Source organism: Micromonospora sp. NPDC051296 (assembly GCF_040682255.1).
Classification (GTDB): Bacteria; Actinomycetota; Actinomycetes; order Mycobacteriales; family Micromonosporaceae; genus Micromonospora; species Micromonospora craterilacus.
The window spans coordinates 1-4,005 of sequence record NZ_JBFBAO010000501.1 but is presented as its reverse complement, the minus strand read 5'-3'; the positions used below and the strand labels follow the sequence as shown (position 1 = coordinate 4,005).

General features: G+C 76.0%; 3 protein-coding genes. 2 read left to right on the top strand and 1 reads right to left on the bottom strand.

The genetic code is table 11. The annotated features are described in order from the left end of the window. On the bottom strand, positions 1–178 hold a 178-nt coding region (locus tag AB0M52_RS31775), incomplete at its 3' end, for an LD-carboxypeptidase (protein WP_363961348.1). A gap of 194 nt (positions 179–372) precedes the next feature. Between AB0M52_RS31775 and AB0M52_RS31770 the strand changes: the two genes are divergently transcribed. Continuing rightward, positions 373–1,140, top strand: a complete 768-nt coding sequence (locus AB0M52_RS31770) for a type 1 glutamine amidotransferase (protein WP_363961346.1) — start codon at positions 373–375, stop codon at positions 1,138–1,140. Further along, a partial coding sequence (locus tag AB0M52_RS31765) for a bifunctional [glutamine synthetase] adenylyltransferase/[glutamine synthetase]-adenylyl-L-tyrosine phosphorylase (protein ID WP_363961344.1) occupies positions 1,140–4,005 on the top strand: 2,866 nt, incomplete at its 3' end. The genes AB0M52_RS31770 and AB0M52_RS31765, both read left to right, overlap by 1 nt.

The window sequence follows — 4,005 nt, the reverse complement described above, 5'->3', positions numbered from 1 at the left end:
GCGGGTCGGCGAAGGCGGTGTTCAGGTCGGCCGCCCGCAGCGCGTCGGCACCGGCCAGGTAGCCCTGCCGGGCGTACGCGTTCGGCGCGAGCACCGGGCGCAGGCCCCAGCCGGTGAGCAGCTCGATCCCCCGGGCCACCCGCTCCGGGCGGGTCGGCCCCGACGGCGAGACCAGCATCACGGTGTCGCCGGGGCGCAGCGCCGGCGGCCGTACGACGTCGTCGGGCGCGGTGTGATCGGACACAGCGGCAGAGCCTAGTGCGGTGTCCGACGCGCCGGTCGTCGTCCTGGCCCGGTGCGACAGAACGTGTCTGGACACCGCACCGGTCCCGCGCGGCGGCCCGGTCGGTGAGACCGGATAGCCTCGACGGCGTGGCAACCGTGTTGGTGATCGAGAATGACCCGACCGACGACCTGCGCCGGCTGGGGGAGTGGCTGACCGAGGCCGGCCTCGACCTGTCGGTGACCCGCCCGCACGCGGGCGACGCACTCCCCGCCGACCTCGACGGGTACGCCGCGCTGGTGGTGCTCGGCGGCGACCAGCAGGCATACCCGTACGCCGACGGGGCGCCGGGTGCGCCCTGGTTCCCGGCCGTGGAGGGGCTGCTGCGCAAGGCGGTCCGGCACCGGGTACCGACGCTGGCCATCTGTCTCGGTGCCCAGTTGCTGGCCACCGCCCACGCCGGCACGGTCGAGCGGAGCCCGTCCGGGCCGGAGGTCGGCCCCGCGGTGGTCGGCCGGCGGGACGCGGCCGAGTCCGACCCGCTGTTCCGGTACGTCCCGCTGATCCCCGACGTGCTCCAGTGGCACGCCGACGAGATCACCGAGCTGCCGGCCAGCGCCACCCTGCTGGCCGCCTCCACCCGCTACCCGAACCAGGCGTTCCGCCTCGGCGACCGGGCCTGGGGCCTCCAGTTCCACATCGAGTGCGACACCGCGATGATCGCGGAGTGGGCCACCGACTCGGCGTTGCTGGCCGAGCTGGGCTACGACCCGCAGCTGGTGATCACCGCCTGTAACGCGGTGATGGCCGACGTCGAGGAGGTCTGGCAGCCGTTCGCCGCCCGGTTCGCCGCGCTGGCCCTCGGCGAGCTGGACGACAGCGGGCCGCGCCCCAGCCTGCCGCTGCTCGGGCACTGATGGGCCGGCCGACCAGCGCCGCGGGCCGGCTCGCCCGGTACGGCTTCGGGATCGGCGACAACGACGGTGGCGCTCGGGCCGCCGACCTGCTCGGCCCGACCGGTCTCGACCTGTGGCGCCCGCAGACCCAGGAACCGGCCGACGAACCGGCCCAGGAACTGCTCACCGCGCTTTCCCGGGCCGCCGACCCGGATCTGGCGCTGCGCCAGCTGCACCGGCTGGTCGAGGCCGAACGCCGCACGCTGTTCGGTGTGCACGGCGGCCCGAACGGCGGCGCCGGCGGCATCGGTGCCGGCTCGGCGCTGCTCGCCGCGCTGCACGAGGACCCGGGCCTGCGCCGGCGGCTGATCGCCGTGCTGGGCGCCTCCTCGGCGCTGGGCGACCATCTCGTCGCCAACCCCGGCCAGTGGCCGGTGCTGCGGACCGCCCCGGACGGCCTCGCCCCGGCCGCCGACGGACAGCTCGATTTTTCCGCCGGCGGTAACCCGGTGGCGGCGCTGCGCCAGGCGTACCGGCTGGCCCTGCTGCGCGTCGCGGCGGCCGACCTGACCGGCGGGCGCGGCCTGGAGCAGACCATGGCCGCGCTCTCCGCGCTGGCCGACGCCACCCTGTCGGCGGCGTACGCGATCGCCGTCGCCGAGCTGCCCGAGGGCACCCGGGAACCCCGGCTGGCCGTGGTGGCGATGGGCAAGTGCGGCGGCGGCGAGCTGAACTACGTCTCCGACGTCGACGTGATCTTCGTGGCCGCCGAGGACGACGACCTGGCTGCGGCCACCACGGTGGCCACCCGGCTGATCCACATCTGTGGGCTGGTCGCCTGGCCGGTCGATGCCGCGTTGCGCCCCGAGGGTAACCGGGGGCCGCTGGTCCGGACCCTGGCGAGCCACCTGGCGTACTACCGGCGGTGGGCGCGCACCTGGGAGTTCCAGGCGCTGCTCAAGGCCCGCCCGGCCGCCGGTGACCTGGCGCTCGGCCAGGAGTGGATCGACGAGCTGGCACCGCTGCTCTGGCAGGCGGCCGAGCGCCCCGAGGCGGTCGAGGACGTCCGCGCCATGCGGCGGAAGATCATCGACAACATCCCGCCGAAGGAGCTGGAACGCGAGATCAAGCGTGGTCCCGGCGGGCTGCGCGACATCGAGTTCGCGGTGCAGCTGCTGCAACTGGTGCACGGCCGGGGCGACGAGTCGCTGCGGACACCCGGCACCATCCCCGCCCTGCGGGCGCTGGTCACCGGCGGTTACGTCGGCCGGGCCGACGGCGAGGCACTGCTGCGCGGCTACCGCTTCCTGCGCGGCGTCGAGCACCGGCTGCAACTTCAGGGCCTACGCCGGACCCACACCGTACCGACCGAGCCGGGAGCGCTGCGCTGGCTGGCCGCGGCGCTCAGCTACACGGCCACGCCGGGGCGCAGCGCCGTCGAGGAGTTCCGCGCCGAGTGGGTCACCCACGCCGCCGAGGTACGCCGGCTGCACGCCAAACTGCTCTACCGGCCGCTGCTGGAGTCGGTGGCCCGGGTGCCGGCCGACGGTCTGCGGCTGACCCCGGAGGCGGCCCGCCACCGCCTGGAGATCCTCGGCTTCGCCGACCCGGCCGGGGCGCTGCGTCACCTACAGGCCCTCACCGGCGGGGTGAGCCGCACCGCGGCGATCCAGCGCACCCTGCTGCCGGTCCTGCTCAGCGAGTTCGCCGACGCCCCCGAGCCGGATCGCGGTCTGCTCAACTACCGCCAGGTCTCCGACTCCCTCGGCAGCACCCCCTGGTACCTGCGGCTGCTGCGCGACTCCGGGCCGGTGGCCCGCCGGCTGGCCCGGGTGCTGTCCTCCTCCCGGTACGTCGCCGACCTGCTGGCCCGCGAGCCGGAGGCGCTGCGCCTGCTGGCCGAGGAGAGCGAGCTGAGCCCACGCTCGCGCGAGGTGCTGACCGATGGTTTCGCCGCCGCCGCGGCCCGGCACGCCGACCCGGTCGAAGCCACCCGGGCGGTACGCGCGCTGCGCCGCCGGGAACTGCTCCGCCTCGCCTGCGCCGACGTGCTCAGCCGCGCCGGATCGCTCGCCCCCTCACGTCCGGACGGCGGTCGGCCCGCGTCCGGTCTGGCCGACATCACCGCGGTCGGCACCGCCCTGTCCGACGTCACCGACGCCACCCTCGCCGCCGCGCTGCGGACCGCCCGGGCCGCCCAGCCGGCCCTGCCGGGGCTGCGCTTCGCGGTGATCGGGATGGGCCGGCTCGGCGGGTACGAGTCCAACTACCTCTCCGACGCCGACGTGCTCTTCGTCTACGACCCGCCGGCGGGCGTCAGCGAGAGCGCGGCCAGCGCCGCCGCCCACGCCATCGCCGAGGAGCTGCGCCGGCTGCTGGGCATGCCCGCGCCCGATCCGCCGCTCGGCGTCGACGCCGACCTGCGCCCGGAGGGCCGGCAGGGGCCGCTGGTCCGCAGCCTCGCCGCCTACCAGCAGTACTACGCGCGCTGGTCGAAGGTGTGGGAGGCGCAGGCGCTGCTGCGGGCCCGGTGCGTCTGCGGCGACACCGATCTGGGCACCCGGTTCGAGCAGATGGTCAACCCGGTCCGCTACCCGGCCGAGGGGCTGACCCGGGAACAGGTCATCGAGATCCGCCGGATCAAGGCGCGGGTGGAGACCGAGCGGCTGCCCCGGGGCGCCGACCCGGCCACCCACACCAAGCTGGGGCGGGGCGGCCTGGCCGACGTCGAGTGGGCGGTGCAGTTGCTCCAGCTGCGGCACGCGGGGGCGGTGCCGGCGCTGCGCGGCACGCGTACCGTCGACGCGCTCGCCGCCGCCCGGGACGCCGGTCTGGTCGACCCGGCGGACGCCGAGGCGATGGCGGCCGGCTGGACCCTCGCCGCGC